This window comes from Larkinella knui (assembly GCF_003858645.1).
In the GTDB taxonomy this organism is placed as follows: Bacteria; Bacteroidota; Bacteroidia; order Cytophagales; family Spirosomataceae; genus Larkinella; species Larkinella knui.
This window is the reverse complement of the sequence record NZ_RQJP01000005.1, coordinates 680,856-705,077: the sequence shown is the minus strand read 5'-3', so window position 1 is coordinate 705,077 and position 24,222 is coordinate 680,856. Positions and strand designations below refer to the sequence as shown.

Below are 24,222 nucleotides of genomic sequence, written 5' to 3'. Positions count from 1 at the left end.
GCATCGATACTAAACAGCGGGCGTGGTTGGTTTCCATCCATAACGAATCGATCCATTACCAGCTCTCCCGGGTTTAGAATGTATTTTATGACTGATAAACTCCAACTTTCCGTCGTTATTCCGCTTTACAACGAAGATGAGTCGTTACCCGAACTGCACGACTGGATTGTGCGGGTGATGACGGAACAAGGGTATTTATACGAAATCCTGTTTATCGATGACGGCAGTACCGACCGCTCCTGGGAGGTCATTTCCCGGCTTTCGGAACGCAATCCGAACGTTCGGGGGATCCGGTTTACGCGCAATTATGGCAAAACAGCGGCCCTCCAAACCGGGTTCCAGGCTTCGCGGGGTCAGGTTGTCATTACGCTGGACGCCGATTTGCAGGATAGTCCCGACGAAATCCCGGAATTATACCGCATGATTACCGTCGAAGGGTACGACCTGGTTTCGGGCTGGAAACAGAAGCGCTACGACCCGTTGACCAAAACCATACCGACCAAATTTTTCAATGCCGTATCCCGCTGGGTTTCCGGCGTCCACCTGCATGATTTCAATTCCGGTATCAAAGCTTACCGTCAGGCCGTTGTCAAATCCATGAATTTGTACGGCGAGATGCACCGAAATCTGCCAATTGTGGCCAAATGGAACGGTTTTTCAAAAATTGGCGAGAAGGTCGTGCAACACCAGGCCCGCAAATACGGAACCACCAAATTCGGGCTCGATCGGTTCATCAACGGCTTCCTGGATTTGCTGGTGATTGCGTTTGTACAAAAATTCAGTCGGCGGCCCATGCACTTTTTTGGCACCTTCGGATCGCTTTCGTTTTTTGTCGGAACACTTATTACCATCTACCTCATCGGCGAAAAACTGTACAATATTGCGAAGCATTTGAAGTATCGCAACGTCACGGACAATCCGCTGTTTTTTCTGGCCTTAGTGGCAATTATTCTGGGCGTTCAGTTATTTTTGGCGGGTTTTTTGGGGGAAATGCTGGTACGGCAGTCCACTACCAAAACCGGTGATTATTTAATTGCTGAAAAAACTGGCGGGTTGAATTGAAAAGATGATTAAATAGCCATTCAACCATTTTTAACCATCCAGCCATTTAACCACCCAACCGCATTTAGTTACTCGACTATAAAACATGAACAACCAATTTAAAGCACATCCCTGGCATGGGATCCCAATCGGTGAAAACGCACCGGAACAAGTAACGGCTTTCATCGAAATTGTACCGACCGATACGGTGAAGTATGAAGTTGATAAAGAAACGGGGTATTTGAAAATCGACCGGCCGCAGAAATATTCCAACATCGTTCCGGCCTTATACGGATTCATTCCGATGACGTATTGCGACGAACAGGTGGCTTCGCTGGCCCGCGAACGCTCAGGACGCGAAATTGAAAAAGGCGACGGTGACCCGATCGACATCTGCGTGCTGAGTGAGCACGCCATTACGCACGGAAACATCATTCTGCAAGCCATTCCCATCGGCGGCTTCCGGTTGCTGGATAAAGGAGAAGCCGACGATAAAATCATTGCCATTCTGAAAGGCGATGGAATGTATAAAGGCTACGAAGATCTAAGCCAGCTCCCCGACAGCGTCGTGCAACGACTGAAGCATTACTTTCTGACGTACAAGAACTTACCCGGCGAACCGATGACCTGTGAAATTGTCAACGTCTATGGTCGGCAGGAAGCTCACGAAGTCATTCGCCGGTCCATTGAAGATTATTGGCTGCTGATCCGTAATCAGGCCCGGTAAGGAAAACCGGAAAAAAGAGACCGGAAAATGAGGGCTATTTTTTGGAGCTTTCCTCCCTTCCGCTCTTTTTTCCTTTCCTCCTCAAATATCTACATTCAACATAAAGTAAGGAGATGGGGAGCCGTCTCCTTTTTATTTTTGTTAACTAACCGGGTTTGAAATCAATATCTTTCACCTATCTTAAATTCATAACTCAGTAAACCGTTATTCGTCGATAGAAAATATGCGTCAGTTTTTTAAGTACGTTTTTGCAACCATCGTTGGCTTAATGCTCTTTTCCTTCGTGGCTTTCCTGATGTTGCTGGCCGTTGGTTCGGTCCTTTCGGCGGCATCCGGTGATGAAGTGGCCGTTAAGGAAAATTCGGTTTTGAAACTTAACCTGAACAGTCCCATTCGTGAAATTGGCGTCGAAAACCCGTTCGCCGGATTTGGTCCCCTCAATTCGTCGGGCGACGTTATTGGCCTGATTGATCTGAAACAGGCGTTGGCCAATGCCAAACTCGATCCGAACATCAAAGGCGTTTATGTTCAGACGGAATATCCGCAAACCGGCTGGGCCTCGCTCGAAGAAATCCGGAATGCGCTGATCGACTTCAAGAAATCGAAAAAATTCGTAGTGGCTTACGGCGAAGTGATGACCGAAAAAGGCTATTACATTGCGTCCGTTGCCGACAATATTTACCTGAATCCCGCCGGAGCCCTGGAGTGGAACGGTCTCGATGCCGAGTACACGTTCTTTAAAGGCACGTTCGACAAACTGAAAATTGAACCATTGATTTTCCGGGTTGGCGAATTCAAGAGTGCGGTTGAACCGTTCATCCGGGAGGATATGAGCGAGGCCAACAAAAAGCAAACCACTTCTTTCCTGAATTCCATCAACAATCACTTTCTGGTCAGTGTGGCCCAAAGCCGGGGTTTGCAGGTTCCGGAACTGAAAAAACTGGCCGACGACCTGTCTATCCAAACCGCTGGTGACGCTCTTCGGGCTAAACTGGTTACGAAAGTGGCATATTATGACGAGGTGGAAACCGACATGCGGAAGTCGTTGAAAATCGATGAAAAGAAGAAAATCGACTTCATCACGCTCGGCAAGTACGAAAACGCCAAGAAATACACCGAAGAAGGAAATATCAAAAACCGCATTGCCGTCATCGTAACGGATGGGGAGATTGTCAGCGGCAAAGACGACGACAACATCGCGTCCGATCGCGTGGCCGAGCAGATCCGCAAGGCCCGTCTGGACGAAAAAGTAAAAGCCATCGTGATCCGGGTCAATTCGCCGGGGGGCAGCGCCCTGGCGTCGGATGTAATGTGGCGTGAAGTGGTACTGGCCAACAAAGTTAAACCCGTCATTGCCTCCATGTCCGATTATGCGGCATCGGGTGGTTATTACCTGGCGATGGGTGCCCGGCAAATCGTGGCCGAACCCAATACCATCACCGGCTCGATCGGTATTTTCGGGATGCTCTTCAATACCGAAGGCTTCTTCAAAGACAAATTAGGCATTACCTACGACCGGGTCGTTACCAACACGTATTCCGATTTCCCGTCGTTTACCCGTGAAATGAGCCCGTTTGAGAAAAATGTGCTGCAACAAAGCGTCAACCGGGGCTACGAGATTTTTACGAGCAAAGCCGCACAAGGCCGCAAAATTCCGGTCGATAGCCTGAAAGCACTGGCTTCGGGGCGCGTTTGGTCGGGCGTTCAGGCCAAAGCGAACGGACTGGTCGATGAACTGGGCGGTTTGGATACCGCCATTAAACTGGCCGCAAAAGCCGCCAAGCTGCAGGAAGGCGATTACCGCGTCCGCTATACGCCCGAAAAGAAGAATGCATTTGAGCAACTGTTCAAATCATTCACCGGCGACGAAGAAGAACGCCTACAGGCCAACCTGGGCGAACTGGCGCCGTATGTCAAATACCTTAAATCGTTGAAGCGGATGGAAGGGGTTCAGGCCCGGATGCCGTTTGGACTGGATATTAAATAGTACCCACGGACTAAAGTCCGTGAGCGTTGTATATATACTATTCACGGACTAAAGTCCGTGGGTACGTGACCCGCACGGTTTTCGAAACCGTGCGGGTCTTACTTTTTTGTATCTTACAGTCGCATTGCTGCGCCTATGAAGACACTGCCGGTTCACCTCGATTTGTTTGCTCTGATTATTTTGCTGGGCGTTGCTCAGGGACTATTTCTCGGCATCTTTTTTTTGACGGGCGAACGGGGGCGGGTCGTTTCAAACCGGTGCATCGGCTGGTTTATGCTGGGTCTGGCGGCCATCATTGCCGAAATTTTCCTGTGCTACACCAATTACATGTTTCAGGTGCTCTGGCTGATCGACTTTTCAGAGCCCGTCAATTTTACACTAGGCCCGCTGTATTTTTTCTTTTTCTACGCCCGGCTCCACAAACGGCTGCCCAGGCGCTGGCTGTGGCACCTGATACCTACGGTTATCTGGACCCTCAACTCCATCACCTGGTTCTATCAACCCATCGAGTTCAAATACAACTCTTACCTTCATTCGTATCACCCCGAACTATCTTATATAGAAAGTGACGAATACCTGCCGGAAGATTTTACGAACCTGCGGGATTACGTCAGTGAAATAACGCTGCTGAGTTGCGCGATCTATGCGTTTCTGTCTTTTCTCGAAATTCGCAAAGCATTTCGCCGACGGGGGCTTTCGCTTTTGAAACCAGCCCCCAACCACCTGGGCCAACTCCGAAACCTGGTGCTGCTGAATTTATCTTTTCCCATTCTGGGGATCTTTATCAAACCCCAATTCTATGAGGATCTGGGCGATTACATTCTGGCCTGTTACCTCACCCTGCTGATTTATACCACGAGTTTTCTGGTGATGCGCAGTTCCGATTTCTTCGTTGAAGAACCGGAACCGGAGCCCGAACCTCCATCAGCCCGCAAAAAATACGAGAAATCAACGCTGTCGGAAGAAGTGGAAGAAGCGGTTCTGCAAAAACTTACCCGGCTAATGGAAGATGAAAAACCGTATCTCCAAAGCGATCTTTCTCTGCCCAAACTGGCGCAACTGCTCGGCACGTCTTCTCATCACCTTTCCCAACTGCTCAACGACCGGCTGGAGCAAAGCTTTTTCGATCTGCTGGCGACCTACCGCGTCCGTGAAGCCCGGCAGCTGTTGCAGGATACGGGAACCACCAACCTTAAAATCGACGAAATTGCGGAGCGCGTGGGCTACAATTCGACCTCGGCTTTTCATACGGCTTTCAAGCGGCTGACGGGGCAGACTCCGGCCCAATTTCGGGCCACGGCGACTTCGTCCCGGTCGGCGTGAACTTCTTGACGATCGGAAAATGGCGTTTTTGGGCCGGTTAGCGGTCATCTTTGTCCCAGCAAACGAAAAACGCCATGCAAGCCATTACCGCCCCCAGAACGACCCCGACTCAACGACCAACTGCCCCTACGCGACGCTATGACCTCGACTGGCTGCGCGTTTTTGCCATTCTGATTCTGGTATTTTACCATACCGGCATGATTTACGTCAGTTGGGGTTTTCACATTCAGAGTAAAGAAACGAGTCCGTTATTCGAAGACGTCATGCGCTGGCTGCACCGCTGGCGGATGCCCTTGCTCTTTTTTATCTCCGGTGCCGGAACCTACTATGCCCTCCGCCGGCGCACCTACGCAAACTACGCCGGTGAGCGTTTCAAGCGGCTTTTTATTCCGCTGTTGTTTGGCATGTTCGTCATCGTGCCGCCCCAGATTTACTACGAATGGCTGTTTCGGGGCCGGTTTTCCGGCAGTTACGCGGAATTTTACCCCAACGTGTTCGGCTTCCAACCGTATCAGGACGGGGGCAAAGGCGGAGCGTTCAGCTGGCACCACCTGTGGTTCGTGCTGTATCTGTTTTTGTACGCCCTGATCAGCATTCCACTTTTCCGGTACCTAAAATCGCCGGGTGGTCAGCGATTAACCGACCGGCTCGAACGGCTTTTTGTCAAACCGGGTGGTGCCATGAGCCTCGCCGGCCTGCTGATTATCAGCCAGTTTCTGTTACGACCGTTTTTTCCGGAAGATACTCACGCGTTGGTAAATGACTGGGCTTACTTTGTCTTTAATCTCCTTCTTTTCTGGTTTGGTTACGTGCTGGTCAGTCGGCCTCAATTTGCCGACATTCTCGCCGGACAACGGCGGATTTTCCTGTTCGGAACCCTGCTTTGTACGATCTACCTGTATGGTTCCAGTGCTTATCTCAATCGCCATCCGGAACTGGAGGAGCAACTCCGGTGGACGATTCTGTATCGCTTCAACGTCAATTGCCTAACCTGGTTTTCGGTATTGGCATCCGTTGCTTATGGCTACCGGTATTTAAACGTGAACCGCCCCATCCTGCCCCACCTGACGGAAGCCGTTTACCCGTTTTATATTCTGCACCAGACGGCGATTATTGCCATTGGCTATTATGTCCTGAAAACCAACCAGTTCGGAATTTACGACGGTTTTTTAGTCATCAGCCTGTCAGCCCTAGCCAGTTCCGTTGCCGTCTACTGGTTTCTCATCCGGCCTTTTAAAGTAACCCGATTGCTCTTTGGATTGAAATAAGTTTTTCCACCTCACTAGTTTACTACCATGAAATGGAACGTTCTAATTACCTTCATTCTGTTTTTCTACGCAGCGATTCCCACGATCGGCCAACCGACGCAACCCGCCAGAACGGGCGGTTCCGTTGAGTGGCCCGCTTACGGAAATGACGCGGGCGGCATGCGGTTTTCGCCTTTGAAGCAAATCAATACCGGAAATGTCAAGCAATTGACCGTCGCCTGGACGTTCCGAACCGGCGAACTGGAGCAATACAAAGACACGTATGCCGAAGAAAAAGCCGCTTTCGAAGCCACACCCATCATGGTGGACGGCACGCTTTTTTTCAGCACTCCATCGTCGCGGGTTTTTGCCATCGATGCCGCCACGGGCTTAAAGAAATGGTCTTACGATCCCGAAGTCTATTTACGACAGGACTTATCCGAAATCACATCGCGGGGCGTTTCAGTCTGGCCCGCTGCGAATGATAAAACCGCTCCGAAAGCCGCCAAACGGATTTTAATCCCTACGCTCGATGGCCGACTCATTGCGCTGGATGCCGCCACCGGCGAACCCGTTTCCACCTTCGGAAAAGGCGGAACCATCGATTTGCGGCAGGGCGTCGGTAACATCAGCGTGACGTCGCCCCCGGCCGTCATTGGCAATACCATTGTCGTGGGTTCCTCGATGGGCGACAACCAGCGGTTTAATTACGAGCGGGGCGTTGTTCGGGCGTATGACGCCGTGACCGGCCAGTTACGCTGGAGCTGGGACCCCATTCCGCGGTCCAAAACCGACCCCGGCTTCGAAACCTGGAAAGGCGCCAGTGCCGCGCAAACCGGCGCGGCCAACGCCTGGTCGATCATTTCGGCGGATCCGGACCGGGATCTGGTGTTCATTCCGACGACTTCGCCCAGCCCCGATTATTACGGTGGTGAGCGGCTGGGCAAAAACGCCAACGCCAGTTCCATCGTTGCCATTCGGGCTTCAACCGGAAAAGTGGTCTGGAGTTTTCAGACAGTTCACCACGACATCTGGGATTACGACAATGCCGCCCAGCCGCTGCTGTTTTCGTTCATCCAGGATGGCAAACCGGTTCCCGCCGTTGCCGTAGGCACCAAGATGGGGCATGTTTTTATTCTGCACCGCGAAACCGGTGTGCCCCTGCTGCCCGTGGAAGAACGACGCGTTCCGGCTTCCGACATTCCCGGTGAAGAAGCGCATCCAACCCAGCCTTTTCCGGCGACCTTGCCTTTGCTGGGTTTGCAAAAACCGGACGCATGGGGTTTCACTCCCGACGAAAAAGAAGCGGCCCAACGCCGGATTGCTGGTCTCCGCTACGAGGGTCCTTTCACACCCCCTTCGCTGAAAGGTTCACTCATCGCGCCGGGGAATGTGGGCGGAATCAACTGGAGTGGCATGTGTTATGACCCCGAATCCGGTTTGCTCATCACCAACGTCAATCGGCTGGCTGCCGTCATCACGTTGCTTCCGAGAGCGAAGTTGGCGCAGTCCGTCAAAAACGATCAGGAATTGATGCGGGCTGAAACCGGTATGCAGGCTGGCACGCCCTACGTGATGAAACGCAGTTACCTGTTTGGTAAAAGTGAAACCGGGTTGACCATGCAAACCGCTCCGCCCTGGGGAACGCTGGCGGCAATCAATCTCAAAAAAGGGTCGCTGGAATGGGAAGTCCCGCTGGGTTATATGCTCGATCCCGCCAAATACCCCGAAGCAAAACAATGGGGTTCGATCAATTTCGGCGGGGCCATTGCCACGGCGGGTGGCCTGGTTTTCATCGCGGCTTCGCTGGACGGTCACCTGCGGGCGTTCAAAACCAGCGACGGAAGTCTGCAATGGGAGGCTCCGTTACCGGCTGGCGGGCTGGCCACGCCGATGACGTATCAGCTCAACGGCAAACAATACGTTGTCATTGCCGCCGGAGGTCACGGAAAACTGGGAACGAAGCTGGGCGATTACGTGGTAGCCTATCAATTGCCCTGAAAAATACCGCCCGATGGCTGCTTTAAAATCTTTTTTTCATACCCACGCAACCATTTGAGCTTCTGGTTCGTATATCTGACACAGAAGCCTTTGGCTCGACCTACCTATGATAACGAAGCGCCAGGGGAACCGCTGATGTTACCGGCTCGCGTCATGAGGTTCTGCTGAACACCGCCCGGTCGTTCCGAATCGCTCGGAATGGCCGGGTGTTCTGTTTTAAGTCAGAGAATTTTGATCGGATTTTTGTGTTCATCGATGGCCACGAACGTAAACGAGCCGTGAACCGCCCGTTCCCGGTGATCACGGTACATTTCTTCAACGTAAATTTCGACGTCGATCCGCAGGCTGGTATGGCCCAGATGCGCCACCGTACCGATTAATTCGACAATGGTTCCGGCCGGAATGGGCTTATTAAAGTTGATTTTGTCCGACGAAACCGTCACGACGCGTTTGCGCGTAAACCGGGTGGCGGTGATGAACGCAATTTCGTCCATCATCTGCATGGCCGTGCCGCCAAAAAGGGTGTCGTAATGGTTGGTCGTATTGGGAAAAACCGCTTTGAAAACGCGGGTTTCCGCCCGTTTTATTCGTTCCTCAATGGATGTCATAGGCTGGTTGTTGCATTCCGAAATCTTAATGCGCATTTCGGAACTTCGCCATCATTTCCTCGTGCACTTTTTTGTTGTATTCTGTCCGGACTTCCTGCAAACAATTGGCACATAAACAGGTGGCAAACCGGGAACGGACGTAATTCCGCTGATCGTCCGATAGTTGAACCGCAACGCACTGGCAGAGATTGATGCTGCCAACCTTGCATTCAAAAGCCGCTCCGCAGCGCGGGCAACCGACGGTTTCGTGTTTGTTTGCTGGTGTTTCCATCGGTTTATCCAATCCATAGCATACAGGAAATAGATTTTTTAATGTTAATGCTGGAATTACCCCTAATCCCCTAAAGGGGACTTTAGCATCCGGACATCTGCGTCCAAGTCACCCTTAGGGGATTGAAGGGTAATTTTAGCCTTTCACATTTTAAATTAAAACCCGCGGTTATACATGCTCAACCACCAGATTACGCACCGTTTGGGCCGCCTGCACCATGTTTTTGAGCGCCTGTTCGGTTTCCGGCCACCGGCGGGTTTTCAAACCGCAGTCGGGATTGACCCACAAGTTCCGAACCGGCAACACATCGGCGGCTTTGTTCAGCAACGCAACCATTTCGTCCGTCGTCGGCACGCGCGGGCTGTGGATGTCGTAAACGCCGGGGCCAATTTCGTTCGGATAATTGAATTGAACAAAAGCATCCAGCAATTCCATCTGCGAACGTGACGTTTCGATCGTAATGACGTCGGCGTCCATGTCGGCAATTTGCTGGATGATGTCGTTAAATTCGGAATAACACATGTGGGTGTGAATCTGCGTTTCGTCGCCCACGCCCGAAGCCGATATGCGGAACGCCCTGACCGCCCAATCCAGATAAGCCGCCCAGTTTTCCCGGCGCAACGGCAAGCCTTCCCGAATGGCGGGTTCGTCGATTTGAATTAGCTGAATACCAGCACGTTCCAGATCCACTACTTCATCCCGAATGGCAAACGCAAGTTGCATGCAGGTATCCCGGCGCGGTTGATCGTCGCGCACGAACGACCATTGCAGAATCGTAACCGGTCCGGTCAGCATGCCTTTTACCGGTTTTGGGGTCAGCGATTGCGCGTATTCCGCCCAGCGAACGGTCATGGCTTCGGGTCGGTGAACGTCGCCATAAATGATGGGCGGTTTGACGCAGCGGGAACCGTAGCTCTGTACCCAGCCGTTCTGGCTGAAGGCAAACCCGTCGAGCAGTTCGCCAAAGTATTCGACCATGTCGTTGCGCTCAAATTCGCCGTGGACCAGCACATCCAGACCGATTTCTTCCTGCCAGCGAATGGCTTTTTGGGTTTCAGTCCGAATAAAATCCTCGTACTGTTCCCGCGTTTTTTCCCCTTTTTTGAACTTCGCCCGGTTGATCCGAACGTCTTCCGTTTGCGGGAAAGAACCAATGGTGGTCGTCGGAAAAAGCGGCAGATTCAACCGCTGATGCTGAAGCGTCTGGCGCTTTCCGAATGCGCTGGCTCGGTGCGTGTCCCGATCGGTTAACCGGCTCACGCGCTGCTGAACATCCGGGCGATTGATGAGCGGAGAGTTTCGCCGGGCGGCCAACACCGCTTCGTTTTCGGCCAGCCAGCGTTGGGTCTGTTCGCTGTCGGGCTGCGCCGAAAGGGTCGCCAGTTTAACCACTTCATCCAGCTTCTGTCTGGCAAAAGCCAGCCATTGTTTGATTTCCGGCGTTACTCCGCCCGCTTCCGTTTCCGAATCCAGATCGCAGGGGGTGTGCAACAACGAACACGAAGGGGCCACCAGCACGCGGTCGCTACCCAGCGCGTCGGTCGCTTTCCGGATCAGCTCCAGCGAACGGTTCAGGTCGTTGATCCAGATATTGCGGCCATCGACAACGCCCAGCGACACCCTGGTTTGGCTGGTAACAAAAGCGGTATTCAGCAGGTCGTCCAGTTGATTCGGGCAGCGAACCAGATCGATGTGTAGCGCATCGACCGGCAATTGCGTCGCCAGGCTGAGGTTTTCCCCGAAACATTCAAAATAGGAAGCCACCAGAAATTTCAGGTTCGGGAAGCGTTCCCGCAAAAACCGGTACGCCCTGGCATAAGCCGTCCGCTGTTGTTCGTCCGAATTCAGGACCAGACCCGGCTCGTCGAACTGAATCCATTCCGCGCCCTGTTCCTGCAAACGACTGAGAATCTGTTCGTAAACCGGCAGCAGTCGGTCGAGTAAATCCAGCCGGTGAAAACCGCCTTCTTTTTCTTTTCCCAGCAACAGATACGTTACCGGCCCGGGCACTACCGGTTTTGGAATACTGCCCAATACGGTTTTGGCTTCCTCAAAATCACTAAAGATTTTTTCAGAACGCAGCGAAAACGACTGGTTTTTGCTGAATTCCGGAACGATGTAGTGGTAGTTGGTATCGAACCACTTGGTCATTTCCATCGCGATCAGATCCAGGCCGTCTTTCTGATAGCCGCGGGCCATCGCAAAATACAGGTCCAGTTCGTTGACGCCCGGTTGGTTGGCAAGGGGCCGAAACCGCTCCGGAATGGCGTCGACGGTCAGCGACCAATCGAGGATCTGGTCGTAAAACGAGAAATCGTTGCACGGAATGAGGGTGATTCCGGCCTGTTGCTGGGTCAGCCAGTTGTCGCGTCGGATGCGCTGACCGGCTTCGACCAGCTGGTCGTGGGTACTTTTTCCGGCCCAGTACTGTTCACTGGCCTTTTTGAGTTCGCGGTGGCTACCGATTCGTGGATAGCCGAGGTTGTGTGCGACCATTTTTTGAGTGTTGGTTAATAATGGTACAGAATTCTTTGCCGAACTCCCTACACCCGCACGCTGCGGAACACCCAACACAATGACACACCTTACCCGGCCCTTGAAAGACAGGAAGATAAGAAGAAGTCAATACCTGATGGAAGCCCAGAAGCGTGTAGGCTGAATCAATTTGGCTAAGGCAAGTCTCCTGGCTTGTGACGGTATTTGCCGTCCTTCTCATCCCACCTCCCGTGGAACAATGGACATCGAGGGCAAACCCTTTTCTAGGGTCACTGACAGTAGCAACGTCTGCTCGTGATTTTCACACGATTCCTTTTTCATTCCCCGAATCTCCCGGGGAAACCATTAGCTTATTTGACGGAAAACAAAGAACAACGGCACAAACTAACGGCAATACAACGGGAAAACCAAACCGTCTTTTCAAGCGGTATGCCTACAAAATTGCCAATCGGCCAACTATCGTACGGTTTTGGAAGTTATACCGGTACTTATCTTCTCGTAGCAAAACCCATGCGTTACCTCCTGCCTTTTGGCGTTCTGATTTTTGTATTGAGCAGCTGCGGTGACAGTTCCCGCCGGTCTGAAACCACGGAGACAGCCTCCGATTCGACGCTTGCGTCTACGGATACCGTTTGCTTCCGGCAGGTGATGGGGCGCGACACAACGACGCTCCGGCTTGTCATCAACGGTCCGGTTGTTACCGGCGAACTGGCCATTTTACCGTATGAGAAAGACCGGGCGCGTGGTCTGATTAATGGAACCTTAACAAATAATCAAATCCGGGCCGACTGGCAACGTTCGGGCGAAGGCGTTACGCAACCGCATGAAATCGTCTTCACGCTCACCGGCGACACCGTGAGCTGGCGCGAAGGAGAGCGTGTTGAAAAACAGGGGCGCTGGGTACTGAAAGAACCGGAAAGCGGATTTGACTACAAGTTACTGAAAACGGAATGCTGGTAAATTATTCTAACCCTAAGTCGGTCAGCACTTTCTGCGTTTTGGCGTCGTAACTATCCACCGTTTTTAATTCAATGGCGAATGAATTATTCTTCCCGAACGAACCGGCGTCGATTATTTTTGAAACGCGGTAGTCCAGATTTTCCGGTTTATAACGGACATTAAATAAGGGCTTCGGCTTGTTGGGATATTGACTGTGGTACAGTAACTGTTTTAACGCAACGGCGCGCTTTTCCGGAGCAGCAGATTCCAGAATATCACCTAATTCAACTTTCATTTGCTCATACCATTCGGCCACAACTTCGGCGGGCAATTCAGCATCCCACTGCGAAATGTGTTGCCATTCCCGGAGCACACCTACCACGATTTTTTTGGCCGATCCTTTGCCATTTTCGGCAAACCGCAGGGTATATAACAGAATGGGAATTTCAAGATTTTGCTCCGGACCCAACCCTTCAATGTATGCATATTGATACCCTTCGTACAAATGCCGTTCGTTCCGAAACCATTCTTCGAATCCAAAGCCGTTAGTTGCTTCAAAAGCCGTCCTGCTTGAAGTGACATTATCAGACTTATAATTAGGGCCGGATGGTTCTTTGTATCCCCTATTATTATTCGTTAAACGAGCAAGATAAAACATACTGGTAGGTTTTGGTACTATTTAAATTTGTTATTACGTTTAAATCAAAAAAAACGACTGCACTTTACTATCCGGCCACATGAAGTACCGCACCGTTTATCAAAATCTCGAAAAAATGAATCGCAAAAAAGTCGGTAGTGAAAAACAGAATCACTGGAAACAGACTCATAAACGCTGCGGTTCAACAGAAGGGATCAGCTAGTAATCAGTAGATTAGTGAACGAATCATTCGCCAAAAACCGGTTTCGGTACACTTGCTGACTTTACGTTTTGTCTATCGGTTGTAAAGTCGGTTTGGCGGTGTTCACCTGTCAAGATCGTAGTTCTACAGCAAATGTCGCCAAATCTGACAATTTAGCCAAGAATTTTTACGCATAGCAGACTATCATTTTTTTTATTTGGCAGCTACAGCGTCATTACCGAACTTTACGCCAAATTAAAACCACCCATTATTTACATGATATTTTTTGAGGATACGGTTTCTGTCGTCAAAGTAGCCGTATCACTGCTACTCGCGCTGGCCAGTTGGCTCCTAATCCGGTTTCCCGCTCCTTTCCGGCACTACCTAAATCCGCGGCCTGCCCTGACCCTCTGGGTTTCCTTTATCGGGTTACGGGTCATTCCGTTCATCATCGTCTATCTGATCATGGACTTTGCGCCCCGCAGTGACACCGAATTTTTTTATAAAAAAGCAATTGCCGCTTTTGCGGGCAAAATGGTCTACCGCGATTTTCTGTCGTACCACGGACCGCTGTTTGGCTACCTCATCAGTCTGCCGCTCTACCTCTGGTACAATGCCAAAATCCTGATTCCGTTCATGGCCATCGTCGAGTTTGCCATTGTCTGGGCCACCTGGCGGTATTACCAATCCAGCCGGCCGGATGCGCTGCTGATGGCCGTTCTGTATTTTCTGCTGCCCATGCCGTTTGTCGCCATGATTCTGAGCAGCGAAGAAGACATCTGGTTCTGGGGCGTCGGCCTGATTACGCTCGCCTACGCCAGCCGCGCCCAGGGAAGTCTGTGGATCGGCATCATCTGGGGACTGTCGATGATTGTCATCAAAAGCATGATCATCGTATTGCTGGTGCCGCTGTTTTTCCTGGTCGATAACAAGTTTAAATACGTGCTGGGGCTGGCGATCGTCGGAATTCCGTCGATTGTCATTCTGTATCTGCTGATGGGCGATGCATTCCTGATGCCGCTGCAACACTCCGGCTACAACATGACGCCCAATATTGTCAGCATTACCCGACCGTTTCTCAGTGGCGTCTATAACCAGATCAGCCTGACCCGCCTGAACACGATCAGTCTTTGCATCACGATGGCCCTGTCTTCCTGGGCAGCAATCCGGTACCGGCATCTCGGTTATCGGCAGATTTTCCCTTCGCTCTACGTTTTAACATTCGGTATTTTTATGCTGGCGCAACCCAGCGCACCCGGTTTCTACCTGTTCATGTACATGATTGTGGTACTGTACGAGATGGTAAAAATCGAAGACCGTTCGTTTAACGTCCAGCTCATTCTGCTCAACTTCCTGATTGTGATCGAACCCATCATCTGGGTCATCTACGTGGGCATGCTCAACTACGACGACTGGCACACGGTTTTCTCTTCCGGCGTCAATACCGCCGACTACCTCATTCAGGTGGTTGAAGTTGGGTTGCTGCTGGCATTGGTTTGGCGTACCTTTGTTCATCTTCGATCGCTGGACCGGGCCGCGAGCCAATCGTTTGCGGCCTCGTCTCAGCGAACGGGCAGTTCCCCGGTATCGTGATGTTAGTCGTATAGCCACACCGTCCAGAATATGTTTATAGTTTACGCGAAGGTCATTACGTCCCTTCTGGTAAGTATTGTTTTGCTTGTTGCTGTCTTCAAACGTTCGCAAATTGAATCGTTTCTGGACCAGAAAAGCGTGCCGTGGCTGCTGATTTTCTGGATTATCCTTCGGTTGATCCCCTTTGTTGCCGTATACCTGATCTTCGACTTCTCGCCACAATCGGATGTCGCCCATTACTATTACCGCATTGGCTCATCGGCAAAATCGCTGGAAATTCCGTATCGTGACGTCAATAATCCGTACTCTCCCTTTTTTGGGTTCTGGATGGCCATTCCGCTGATGCTGTGGAACAATACCCGCTCCCTGGTTCTGTTTCTGACGCTCATCGAACTGCTGGCGGTCTGGCTGACGTACCAGACGTATCAGGATGTGATGCCGCGTCGCGAACGGCTGTTTCGGGTTTTGTTTTACCTGCTGCTTCCTGTCCCTTTCGTAATGTCCATCCTGAGCGGCCAGGAAGATGTTGCGCTCTGGATTTTTGCGTTGCTGGCCGTGGTGCTCCTCAAACGCGACGGCAATGAGTATCTCTGCGGTTTGGTGCTGGCACTGGGCATTCTATCGACCAAAGCCGTCTTTATTCTGATCATTCTGCCGTTTTTTCTCCTCAGCCGCCGGCTGGTTCCGTTCATGGCGGGTCTGGCAACGTTGGGCCTGCCCGTGCTTATTTTCTTGTACATTAAAACCGGTATGCTCTTCATTGAACAACCGCTGGAGGAAGGAAAATACCTGAAATCGCCCAACTGGGCTTCGGTTCTTCATCCCTGGACCTCCGGTTTTATCAATCCCGACTTATCGGTCTGGAATTATGCCGGTTTGGTACTCTGCCTGCTGGTGGGCGCCCAGATGCTGCGCCTGAGGGGGAAGCACGATTATCGAACGTATTTTCCGCTGTTCTACATCGCCACCTTCAGCATCATGACCGTGGTTCAAAAAAACGCCGTGGCAAACTATACCTATTTGTTCATGCTGCCTCTGGTGTTTCAAATGGTTGATTTTCGCAACCGGAGCGCCTTACTTTTTCTGGTTCTGTTCAACGTGGCGGCTGCCGTCCATCCTTCCTTCTGGTGGCGAATCGGTCAACCGTATTACCGAACGGTGGGCGAAATTTTTAATAATCCGGTTTATGCGCTGGACTATGCCATGGAAGTTTTCATTGTCAGCTATCTCCTTTATCTGGTCATTAAAGCCCGGAAACAGCTCAAACAAGCCCCCAACTCCGGACAAATTCACCGGGCTAAACCGCTTTAGCGGATTTCCGGTCCAGAAAACCTTTTTTATCGGGCGATTGAAGCGGATATGTGTTTGCGCGAATCTCTTTCACGCCCTATATTTGACTTTACTTACCTGACACGCTATTGACTGCTATGACTGACGTTCGTACTGACTGGACCCGCGACGAAATCGCCGATATTTATAATTCCCCCGTTCTTGACCTGATCTACCGTGCCGCAACCGTTCACCGTCAGCACCATGATCCGCAGGAAGTGCAGGTTTGTACCTTGCTGTCGGTAAAAACCGGTGGCTGTCCCGAAGATTGTGCCTATTGCCCCCAGGCTGCGCGCTATCACACCAGTGTGAAGGTGCACAAACTGATGGAAGTAGACGAAGTGCTGACGGCGGCTCACCAGGCAAAAGAAGCGGGGAGCACGCGGTTTTGCATGGGTGCCGCCTGGCGCGAAGTCCGCGACAACCGGGATTTCGATAAGGTGCTGGAAATGGTTCAGGGCGTCAACCGAATGGGCATGGAAGTTTGCTGCACGCTCGGTATGCTCACCGAAAGTCAGGCAGAAAAGCTGAAAGACGCCGGTTTGTATGCCTATAATCACAACCTCGACACGAGCGAAGAATACTACGGCGATATTATTTCGACCCGTACCTACGACGACCGGCTGGACACGCTCGGCAACGTTCGGCAAGCCGGTATTTCGGTTTGTTCGGGCGGCATCATCGGCATGGGCGAAAGCCACCAGGACCGCATCGGCATGTTGCTCACCCTCGCCAATTTGCCCGAACACCCCGAATCGGTACCGGTCAATGCGCTGGTGCCGGTGGAAGGAACACCCCTGGAAGATCAACCGCGCGTGTCGGTCTGGGAGATGCTCCGGATGATTGCCACCGCCCGGATCATCATGCCCAAAGCCATGGTTCGCCTGTCGGCCGGGCGGGTGCGGATGAATACCGAAGAGCAGGCCCTGTGTTTTCTGGCCGGTGCCAACTCCATTTTTGCCGGTGACAAACTGCTAACGACACCGAATCCGGAAGAAGATCAGGATCGGCAGTTGTTCCAAACCCTGAACATTCGCCCCCGCAAAGCTTTTAAGGATGCCCAAAAACCAGCCGTGGTATTTGAGCAAATCCCGTTGTAAACGGTTTTGGACAGAAGTTCAAAAAACAGGCAAGCCGATCGATCAGCTTGCCTGTTTTTGTAGTATAAATTGAGTAGATTCGTTTTTAGCCCAGCGATTGAACGGTGGGCTTGCTAGTTCACAAACACATCCTTAGCCTTTCCAATCGTATTAAGCAACGCGCTCTCGACGCGATCGATGGCTTTTTCAAACGTCCATTGTTCCTGAACCAGCCGCCGGGCATTGCGGGAAAGCCGGTCCGATAACGCAGAGTCCGTCAGAACCCGCTCGACAGCCCGGGCCATTTCCTCCGCTTTCCGATTGACTAACAATCCGTTGTAATTATCGATGACGGTTTCACGAACCCCGCCTTCTGCAACGGCAACCACCGGCAAACCGCAGGCATTGGCCTCCAGCGGAGCCAGTCCGAAAGGTTCCAGGGTCGATGTATAGAGCAGACAGGAAGCCGTGTTGAGCAACTGAACCAACTCCGGATGCGGTATTTTTTCCCGCGGCTCAAACTGAACCTTCAACTGCTTACTCAAGTCTTTTAGCTTATTCACGTACGCCGTATCGCCCATATCGCCCACCCAGACCAACTTGGGACGAATGGTTTCCGGAATGAGTGCCAGCGACTCGATGGCCAGATCCGGGCGTTTGTGCTGGAAAAAGGCACCAAGCCCCATTACAAACGGCTCACGGGGAAAATTATGAAAGGGAAACAGACTGGAATCGATGCCTAAGTAGCAGACTTCACCCGCTCCGCCGTAGGCCCGAAGCAGGTTTTCATTACTGAAATAGGAATTGACCAGTACTTTGTCGTAGCTGCGGTAGTTCTGAATTTCTTCGCGAACCCGTACCCGCGCCTGACGAATACGAAAAATATCATCCCAATACTGACTCCGGTAGTCGGCTTTTTTCCAATTCGCGTTGGCGGGTGGCAAGCCCTCCCAAATCAGATCGGGCGATGATTCAAACAGAAACCGGTTGGGTTCACCGAGGTAAAGTGCCTTTGGAATGGTGATAAACCGACCGATATACGGCATTGAAAAGAAAATGCAGGAGTTGGCAAACAGCACATCGAAACCGCCCGCGTTGATCTCATCCGCACACCGGCTGCAAAAGTCAAGCATCCGTCGAATGCGGGTTTCGGGTTCAAATCGCACCGCCCAGATTTTATCTCGGTATTCATCCCGAATGCGAATATCCATGAACAACGGCAAAACATGGGTTTTCGTAACGTACTGGTCGACATCCAGAAATTTACTATCCGCTTCCGACGACGTCCAGACTTCAATGGTATGACCGCGCTGCGCCAATCCTTTAATATGCTGGTGCAGAGCCCTGCTCCCCCCCCCGCTCCGCAGGTTATGCCAAACTGCAATTTTCATCAACTACCGATTAGTCAGTAAAACAGTTGCCAATATAGTACTTTAATTTGGCAACTGTTTTACCGCTTACCCAATTCTATCACTTCCATGTTCCTTACCCGACCCGCGTCGAGCGCAAAACGCAAACAGGTTCGCACGGGATGAAAACCGTGTTTGCCAGCCGCTCCGGGATTGATAAACAGCAAGTTATTGATTTTTGGATCCCGGACAACTTTCAAAATATGCGAGTGACCACAGACAAAAATAGCCGGTGGATTTAGCTGTAAATCAGGCCGAACAATAGGATTATACCGGGGTGGCGTCCCTCCAATATGCGTCATCCAGATGGTGAGCCCTTCTTGTTCAAACCGCTGGTGTTCGGGGCATTCGTAGGCAATATCTTTGGTGTCGATGTTGCCAAAAACGCCCCGGAACGGTTTAAACGCCTTTAAATCATCAATAATTTTGATCGATCCGATATCACCCGCGTGCCAGATTTCATCGCATTCGGCGAAGTGGGTAAAGATCTGCGGATCTAAAAAACCGTGGGTGTCCGAAAGCAGGCCAATGCGCGTCAAGGTGAAAGTTGTTACACAGGGTTTATCAAAGTTAATCAGAGATTAGCAGAGAGTCTTTGATTAACCCTGATTTTCTCTGATAAACGCTGTGTAATAACGATCTCTACTGCCAGCCGCCCCCCAACGCCCGGTACAGGTCGATGAGCGACAGAAACTGCGCCCGTTTTGTGTTAATGAGCGATAATTCAGCCGACAGGACGCTGCGTTGCGCCGTAATAACTTCCAGATAAGACGCGTAACCACTGGCGAACAATTCGTCGGAAACCGTGGCAGCCTGTCCCAAAACCGCCACTTCCTGCGCCTGCCAATCGGCCACTTTCCGGTAATTTTCAATGCCCCGTAAACTGGTCATAACCTCACTGAATCCCGTCAGTACGGTTTTTTGATACCCGTAAAAAGCTTCCCGGCTTTGCGCAACGGTCAGTGAATAATTCGATTTGAGATACCGGCGATTGAAAACCGGTGCCGACAAACCGCCCAACACGCCAAGTGCCAGCGAAGCAGGATCCAGCAGGACCGACGCCCGGAACGAATTCAGCCCCACGTAGGGCGTCAGATTTAACGAGGGCAAGAACTCCGCGCGCGCCACTTCCACATCGATATTAGCGGCTTCCATGGCCAGTTCGGCCTGCTGAATATCCGGTCGGCGACGCAGCATCTGACTCGGAATGCCGGCCGAAATCTGCGCCGGAAGTTCCTGATTGCTGATGGTTTTGTTGCGCACAATGGGCTGCGGAAACCGGCCCAGCAGCTGATTCAGCTGGTTTTCCGTCTCCACAATCTGCTGCTGCACCTGCCCTTCCAGACTCCGCGTGTTGAGCAGCTGGGCATTGAATTGCTGAACCGCCAGTTCGGTAACGCGCCCGGCGGCTTTCTGCACCACCACCAGTTCGGCGGCCCGCTGCTGCAACGCCCGGTTTTCCCGGATAATTTCCAGTTCACTGTCCAACGCCAGCAGGCTGTAATAATGCCGCGCCACTTCGGCAATGAGCGACGTAACGATCAGATGCCGCCCCTTTTCGGAAGCCAGAAACCGGACGTAAGCCGCGCGTTTTCGGTTGCGCAATTTGCCCCAGAGGTCGATTTCCCAGTTGCTCCGAAAACCCAGAAAGTAGTCCGGCGTCACATCCGGAATGCGTTTTTTATCATCGATGTTCGGGGACAGATTGGTATCGAAATTCCCGACGCCATTCAGCGTATACCGCCCAAACCGGTCGACTCCGGCGGCCGCTACGGCACTAACCGACGGTACCAGAGCACCCCGCGTGTACTCGAAATTTGCCCGCGCCATTTCAATTCGCTGCGTAGCCATCTGCAAATCCGGATTACGCGCCAGGGCGGTATCGATCAGGTTTTCCAGATCCGGGTCGGAAAAGAAAGCTTTCCAGTCCAAGTTTCCGACCGAAGTTGAATCCGTATTTCCCGCAAAAGACGTGGGCAACGTTCTGGCTTTTGGCAGTTGCAGGGGTTCGGAAACCCGGCAACTGCTTAACAGACAGAGGGGTAATAAATAAACAATGAGTTTTTTAACACTCGATTTATGAATGAACGGTTGTGCCATTTTCGTGAGGTTGAGTTAATACCGCCATCCGGTCGTCGTCCCGGGGCGGTTTGGATTGCAGCATTTTGGCTAATTTGGCAAACACGACGTAGAGGCCGGGAATCAGAAACAGCCCGAACAGAGTGCCGATCAACATGCCACCCGCAGCCGCTGTACCGATGGAGCGGTTGCCTAAAGCACCGGCACCCGACGCAATGCAGAGCGGAATGAGTCCGGCAATGAAGGCGAAAGATGTCATCAGAATCGGCCGTAAACGCGACATCGCGCCCTCCATGGCCGCTTTCAGAATTGACAGCCCTTCCTGCTGTTTCTGGTTGGCAAATTCCACAATCAGAATGGCGTTTTTACCCAGCAAACCGATCAGCATCACCAGCGAAACCTGGGCGTAAATGTTGTTTTGCAAACCGGCCAGTTGCAGACACAGAAACGACCCGAAAATCCCGGCGGGCAGCGAAAGCAAAACCGCCAGCGGCAAAAACAGACTTTCGTACTGTGCCACCAGCAGGAGATACACGAAGACCAGACAGATTACAAAAATCCAGATCGCCTGATCGCCCGACAGCACTTCTTCGCGCGTCATGCCCGACCAGTCGAACGTAAACCCGCGCGGCAGCTTTTCTTTGGCTACTTCCTGAATGGCTTTGATGGCGTCGCCACTGCTGTAACCGGGTGCCGACTCGCCATTGATCATGGCCGAGGTGAACATGTTGTAGCGGGTCAATTGCTCCGGCCCGTAGACACGTTCAAGGGTCACAAAGTTGGAATACGGTACCATTTCGCCCTGCTTGTTCTTCACCCGCATGTTCAGCACGTCCTCCGGTTTCGCCCGGTATTTGGGGGCGGCCTGAACCATCACCTTATACATCTGATTGAAGCGGATGAAATTGGACGCATAATAGCTTCCCATCAGGGTCTGGAGCGTACCCATGGCATTGTCGATAGAAACGCCTTTCTGAGCGGCTTTATCCTGATCGACATGAAGCACGTACTGCGGAAAACTGGGGTCGAAACTGGTGAACACGCGGCTGATTTCCGGCCGCTTTTCCAGTTCCGCAATAAAATCATCGGTTACTTTTTTCGTCTTTTGCAGGTCGTCGCTGCGCGTACGGTCCTGTAACCGGATTTCGAACCCGCTCGAATTCCCAAAACCGGGTACGGTCGGTGGAGAGAAAAACTGGATTTTAGCATCGTTAATGTTTCTGGTTTTTTCGGCCAGAACCGCAATCACATCATCGACCGACTCCTGGCGTTCATCCCAGTTCTTGAGATTGATCATGCCCATTCCGTAGGATGCCCCGGCACCGTCGGTCATCAGACTCAGCCCCGCCAGAGTGGAAACGTTTTCGACCGATTCGAGTTGGGAAGCCGCCTGCTGAACCAGATCCATGACCTCTTCCGTCCGTTCGACGGTGGCACCAACGGGCGTGGTGACGTTCACGTAAATCATTCCCTGATCTTCCGTTGGAATGAAACCGGCGGGCAGAATGGTATTGATTCCCCAGGTGGCCACAACAAAAAGCAGCAATACGCCCCAGGTGACGACACTCCGGGTGACAAACGGGCGCAAACCACGCCGGTATTTTCCGGCAACCGCTTCGTAGCCCCGGTTGAATTTGGCAAAAAACCGCCCCAACACTCCTTTCTGTTCGCCATGAACGGGACGGAGCAACAAAGCGCACAAAGCCGGGGTCAGCGTCACGGCATTGACGCCCGAAATCACAATCGAGATGGCCAGCGTCAGGGAAAATTGCCGGTAAAAAATACCGACCGGACCCGACAGAAAGGCAACCGGAATAAATACCGCCGACATCACCAGCGTAATGGCGACAATAGCCCCGCTAATCTCTTTCATGGCCGCAAACGTGGCCGCGCGGGGGGCCAGTTTTTCGTCGGTCATTTTGGCGTGAACGGCTTCCACGACCACAATCGCATTATCGACCACAATCCCGATGGCCAGCACCAAAGCAAAGAGTGTGAGCAGGTTAACCGAAAAACCGATCACATCCATGAAAGCAAACGTTCCCACCAGCGCCACCGGAACGGCCAGCGCACAAATCAGCGTTGAACGCCAGTCCTGAAGGAACAGGAAGACCACGATGAACACCAGAATGAACGCTTCGAACAGCGTGCGGACCACCTCGTGAATCGAGGCATCCAGGAACCGGGACACATCGTAGGCAAAGTTGTAGGTCATGCCCGGCGGAAAAGTCGTTTCCTTCAACTCGGCCATGCGTTTTTTAACATTCGCGATGACTTCCTGCGCGTTGGAACCCGGCCGCTGCTTGAGCATGATGGCCGCCGAGGGACGTCCGTCGTTTTTGGATAAAATACCGTAATCGAGTGAGCCAAATTCCACCTCCGCCACATCTTTCAGGCGAAGAATGGAGCCGTCATCCAGCGTACGAATCGCAATGTTTTCGTATTGCGCCGGTTCGATAAACTTCCCCGTATACCGCAACACGTACTGCAACACCTGCGCATCCCGGTCGGCACTTTCCCCGGCTTTTCCGGGGGCGGCTTCCACGTTCTGCTCCCGAATGGCCGCCGTGACTTCATCCGCCGAGACGTTGTAGACCGTCATGCGGTCGGGTTTGAGCCAGATCCGCATGGAATATTCCCGCGCCCCCAGAATATCGACAAAGCCCACACCGTCGATTCGCTTGAGTTCCGATAAGATGTTGATATCCGCGAAGTTATAAATAAACTTCTCGTCAGCCGTCGAATCCGAACTAATCAGATTCAGGTACAGCAGCATGCTGTTGATCTCTTTTTCGGTGGTCACCCCGGCCTTGATCACTTCTTCCGGAAGCTCGTCCAGAACCGTGGTCACCCGGTTTTGGACGTTGACAGCCGCCAGATCCGGATCGGTGCCGACTTTAAAAAATACCTGAATCAACGTCGAGCCATCATTCCCCGAAATGGCGGTCATGTAGGTCATGTTAGGCACCCCATTGATCGCCCGTTCCAGCGGCATGGCCACGGCTTTGGTGCTCACTTCGGCATTTGCGCCGGTATAACTGGCCGTTACGACCACCGACGGCGGAACAATGTCGGGGAACTGCGTAACGGGTAAATTCATCAGCGACAGAACGCCCAGCAGCGTAATCAAAACCGAGATTACGGCGGAGAGTAAAGGCCGTTTTATGAATAGATCAAACATGATTTCGCGATAAATTAAGCCTAAACAGTACGACCGTGCCGCTCATCGCTGGTGCGACTAAAGCGGGCTTCGC

The 24,222-nt window shown here is 52.0% G+C and carries 18 protein-coding genes and 1 riboswitch; of the genes, 10 read left to right on the top strand and 8 right to left on the bottom strand.

The features are described 5' to 3' along the window. Positions 1-87: 87 nt before the first annotated feature. The 6 genes from EHT87_RS25210 to EHT87_RS25185 all read left to right on the top strand — a co-directional run bounded on the left by EHT87_RS25210 (position 88) and on the right by EHT87_RS25185 (position 8,326). Positions 88-1,062 (top strand): glycosyltransferase family 2 protein, encoded by a 975-nt coding sequence (locus EHT87_RS25210; RefSeq protein WP_124909437.1) that lies wholly within the window; start codon positions 88-90, stop codon positions 1,060-1,062. A gap of 85 nt (positions 1,063-1,147) precedes the next feature. Beyond that, the gene (locus EHT87_RS25205; protein WP_124909436.1) at positions 1,148-1,768 is read left to right on the top strand and encodes an inorganic pyrophosphatase; all 621 of its coding nucleotides are present in this window, start codon (positions 1,148-1,150) and stop codon (positions 1,766-1,768) included. A gap of 223 nt (positions 1,769-1,991) precedes the next feature. Next, entirely contained in the window at positions 1,992-3,755 is a 1,764-nt protein-coding gene (gene sppA, locus EHT87_RS25200) for a signal peptide peptidase SppA (protein WP_124909435.1), read from the top strand. A gap of 135 nt (positions 3,756-3,890) precedes the next feature. Continuing rightward, positions 3,891-5,078, top strand: a complete 1,188-nt coding sequence (locus tag EHT87_RS25195; protein ID WP_124909434.1) for a helix-turn-helix transcriptional regulator — start codon at positions 3,891-3,893, stop codon at positions 5,076-5,078. Between the two features lie 74 nt (positions 5,079-5,152). Further along, a complete protein-coding gene (locus tag EHT87_RS25190; RefSeq protein ID WP_124909433.1) occupies positions 5,153-6,346 on the top strand; it encodes an acyltransferase family protein in 1,194 nt (397 codons plus the stop codon). 27 nt (positions 6,347-6,373) lie between these two features. After that, on the top strand, positions 6,374-8,326 hold the full coding sequence (locus EHT87_RS25185) for a pyrroloquinoline quinone-dependent dehydrogenase (RefSeq protein WP_124909432.1): 1,953 nt from the start codon (positions 6,374-6,376) through the stop codon (positions 8,324-8,326). A gap of 221 nt (positions 8,327-8,547) precedes the next feature. Here EHT87_RS25185 and EHT87_RS25180 read toward each other — a convergent pair whose 3' ends face one another. The 3 genes from EHT87_RS25180 to metE all read right to left on the bottom strand — a co-directional run bounded on the left by EHT87_RS25180 (position 8,548) and on the right by metE (position 11,701). Further along, positions 8,548-8,934 (bottom strand): acyl-CoA thioesterase, encoded by a 387-nt coding sequence (locus EHT87_RS25180; RefSeq protein ID WP_124909431.1) that lies wholly within the window; start codon positions 8,932-8,934, stop codon positions 8,548-8,550. 25 nt (positions 8,935-8,959) lie between these two features. Beyond that, a complete protein-coding gene (locus EHT87_RS25175; RefSeq protein ID WP_124909430.1) occupies positions 8,960-9,205 on the bottom strand; it encodes a cysteine-rich CWC family protein in 246 nt (81 codons plus the stop codon). A 168-nt stretch (positions 9,206-9,373) separates the two neighbouring features. Next, on the bottom strand, positions 9,374-11,701 hold the full coding sequence (gene metE / locus EHT87_RS25170) for a 5-methyltetrahydropteroyltriglutamate--homocysteine S-methyltransferase (RefSeq protein WP_124909429.1): 2,328 nt from the start codon (positions 11,699-11,701) through the stop codon (positions 9,374-9,376). 160 nt (positions 11,702-11,861) lie between these two features. Next, positions 11,862-12,064: riboswitch (cobalamin riboswitch) on the bottom strand. A 147-nt stretch (positions 12,065-12,211) separates the two neighbouring features. Between metE and EHT87_RS25165 the strand changes: the two genes are divergently transcribed. Then, positions 12,212-12,661, top strand: coding sequence for a hypothetical protein (locus tag EHT87_RS25165; RefSeq protein ID WP_124909428.1), 450 nt, complete (start codon positions 12,212-12,214; stop codon positions 12,659-12,661). Between the two features lies 1 nt (position 12,662). On the opposite strand, the gene EHT87_RS25160 is transcribed toward EHT87_RS25165, so the two are convergent. Then, positions 12,663-13,298: a hypothetical protein gene (locus tag EHT87_RS25160; protein ID WP_124909427.1), complete on the bottom strand. Its 636-nt coding sequence runs from the start codon at positions 13,296-13,298 to the stop codon at positions 12,663-12,665. 457 nt (positions 13,299-13,755) lie between these two features. Here EHT87_RS25160 and EHT87_RS25155 point away from each other — a divergent pair, with 457 nt between their 5' ends. The 3 genes from EHT87_RS25155 (at position 13,756) to bioB (ending at position 17,501) form a co-directional block, all read left to right on the top strand. Next, positions 13,756-15,072, top strand: a complete 1,317-nt coding sequence (locus EHT87_RS25155) for a hypothetical protein (RefSeq protein WP_124909426.1) — start codon at positions 13,756-13,758, stop codon at positions 15,070-15,072. A 30-nt stretch (positions 15,073-15,102) separates the two neighbouring features. After that, complete coding sequence (locus EHT87_RS25150; protein ID WP_124909425.1) at positions 15,103-16,383, top strand: hypothetical protein; 1,281 nt, start codon at positions 15,103-15,105, stop codon at positions 16,381-16,383. 116 nt (positions 16,384-16,499) lie between these two features. Beyond that, positions 16,500-17,501: a biotin synthase BioB gene (gene bioB, locus EHT87_RS25145; RefSeq protein ID WP_124909424.1), complete on the top strand. Its 1,002-nt coding sequence runs from the start codon at positions 16,500-16,502 to the stop codon at positions 17,499-17,501. A 113-nt stretch (positions 17,502-17,614) separates the two neighbouring features. Here bioB and EHT87_RS25140 read toward each other — a convergent pair whose 3' ends face one another. The 4 genes from EHT87_RS25140 to EHT87_RS25125 all read right to left on the bottom strand — a co-directional run bounded on the left by EHT87_RS25140 (position 17,615) and on the right by EHT87_RS25125 (position 24,149). Then, positions 17,615-18,871 carry a glycosyltransferase family 4 protein gene (locus EHT87_RS25140; RefSeq protein ID WP_124909423.1) on the bottom strand — a complete coding sequence of 419 codons (1,257 nt, stop codon included), beginning with the start codon at positions 18,869-18,871 and terminating at the stop codon, positions 17,615-17,617. Between the two features lie 59 nt (positions 18,872-18,930). After that, positions 18,931-19,428 (bottom strand): metallophosphoesterase family protein, encoded by a 498-nt coding sequence (locus EHT87_RS25135; protein WP_124909422.1) that lies wholly within the window; start codon positions 19,426-19,428, stop codon positions 18,931-18,933. Positions 19,429-19,531: 103 nt separating this feature from the next. Further along, positions 19,532-20,989: a TolC family protein gene (locus EHT87_RS25130; protein WP_124909421.1), complete on the bottom strand. Its 1,458-nt coding sequence runs from the start codon at positions 20,987-20,989 to the stop codon at positions 19,532-19,534. Beyond that, positions 20,967-24,149 (bottom strand): efflux RND transporter permease subunit, encoded by a 3,183-nt coding sequence (locus tag EHT87_RS25125; protein ID WP_124909420.1) that lies wholly within the window; start codon positions 24,147-24,149, stop codon positions 20,967-20,969. Before EHT87_RS25125 ends, EHT87_RS25130 begins: the two co-directional genes overlap by 23 nt. Positions 24,150-24,222: the final 73 nt, after the last annotated feature.

Coding starts and splice junctions, on each gene's coding strand:
- EHT87_RS25210 (WP_124909437.1), top strand. CDS start 88: ATGACTGATAAACTCCAACTTTCCGTCGTTATTCCGCTTTACAACGAA.
- EHT87_RS25205 (WP_124909436.1), top strand. CDS start 1,148: ATGAACAACCAATTTAAAGCACATCCCTGGCATGGGATCCCAATCGGT.
- sppA (WP_124909435.1), top strand. CDS start 1,992: ATGCGTCAGTTTTTTAAGTACGTTTTTGCAACCATCGTTGGCTTAATG.
- EHT87_RS25195 (WP_124909434.1), top strand. CDS start 3,891: ATGAAGACACTGCCGGTTCACCTCGATTTGTTTGCTCTGATTATTTTG.
- EHT87_RS25190 (WP_124909433.1), top strand. CDS start 5,153: ATGCAAGCCATTACCGCCCCCAGAACGACCCCGACTCAACGACCAACT.
- EHT87_RS25185 (WP_124909432.1), top strand. CDS start 6,374: ATGAAATGGAACGTTCTAATTACCTTCATTCTGTTTTTCTACGCAGCG.
- EHT87_RS25180 (WP_124909431.1), bottom strand. CDS start 8,934: ATGACATCCATTGAGGAACGAATAAAACGGGCGGAAACCCGCGTTTTC.
- EHT87_RS25175 (WP_124909430.1), bottom strand. CDS start 9,205: ATGGAAACACCAGCAAACAAACACGAAACCGTCGGTTGCCCGCGCTGC.
- metE (WP_124909429.1), bottom strand. CDS start 11,701: ATGGTCGCACACAACCTCGGCTATCCACGAATCGGTAGCCACCGCGAA.
- EHT87_RS25165 (WP_124909428.1), top strand. CDS start 12,212: ATGCGTTACCTCCTGCCTTTTGGCGTTCTGATTTTTGTATTGAGCAGC.
- EHT87_RS25160 (WP_124909427.1), bottom strand. CDS start 13,298: ATGTTTTATCTTGCTCGTTTAACGAATAATAATAGGGGATACAAAGAA.
- EHT87_RS25155 (WP_124909426.1), top strand. CDS start 13,756: ATGATATTTTTTGAGGATACGGTTTCTGTCGTCAAAGTAGCCGTATCA.
- EHT87_RS25150 (WP_124909425.1), top strand. CDS start 15,103: ATGTTTATAGTTTACGCGAAGGTCATTACGTCCCTTCTGGTAAGTATT.
- bioB (WP_124909424.1), top strand. CDS start 16,500: ATGACTGACGTTCGTACTGACTGGACCCGCGACGAAATCGCCGATATT.
- EHT87_RS25140 (WP_124909423.1), bottom strand. CDS start 18,871: ATGAAAATTGCAGTTTGGCATAACCTGCGGAGCGGGGGGGGGAGCAGG.
- EHT87_RS25130 (WP_124909421.1), bottom strand. CDS start 20,989: ATGGCACAACCGTTCATTCATAAATCGAGTGTTAAAAAACTCATTGTT.
- EHT87_RS25125 (WP_124909420.1), bottom strand. CDS start 24,149: ATGTTTGATCTATTCATAAAACGGCCTTTACTCTCCGCCGTAATCTCG.